Raw genomic sequence first — 306 nt, 5'->3', positions numbered from 1 at the left:
TGTGGTGCCAGTTGATCCTGTTTCTCCTGTCACTCCGGTAACTCCTGGTGAGCCAGTCTCTCCTGTCACCCCGGTGAGTCCTGTTGACCCGGTTTCTCCTGTCACTCCAGTAATTCCAGTTGATCCTGTTTCTCCCGTCGCTCCAGTAAGTCCCGTTGACCCGGTTTCTCCGGTAACTCCAGTGAGTCCCGTTGATCCTGTTTCTCCTGTCACTCCAGTAATTCCAGTTACGCCTGTTTCTCCTGTCACTCCAGTAATTCCAGTTACACCTGTTTCTCCTGTCACTCCAGTAATTCCAGTTGATCC

Annotated in this window: 1 protein-coding gene; it reads right to left on the bottom strand. The window is 52.0% G+C overall.

Annotated features, from left to right (window positions below):
* Positions 1 to 306 (bottom strand): collagen-like protein (locus CHH48_RS19205; protein WP_141230095.1); only part of this gene is annotated, 306 nt, incomplete at both ends.

Origin of the sequence: Terribacillus saccharophilus (genome assembly GCF_002272075.1) — a bacterium.
Classification (GTDB): Bacteria; Bacillota; Bacilli; order Bacillales; family Amphibacillaceae; genus Terribacillus; species Terribacillus saccharophilus_A.
This window is presented reverse-complemented; position numbering and strand designations above follow the sequence as displayed.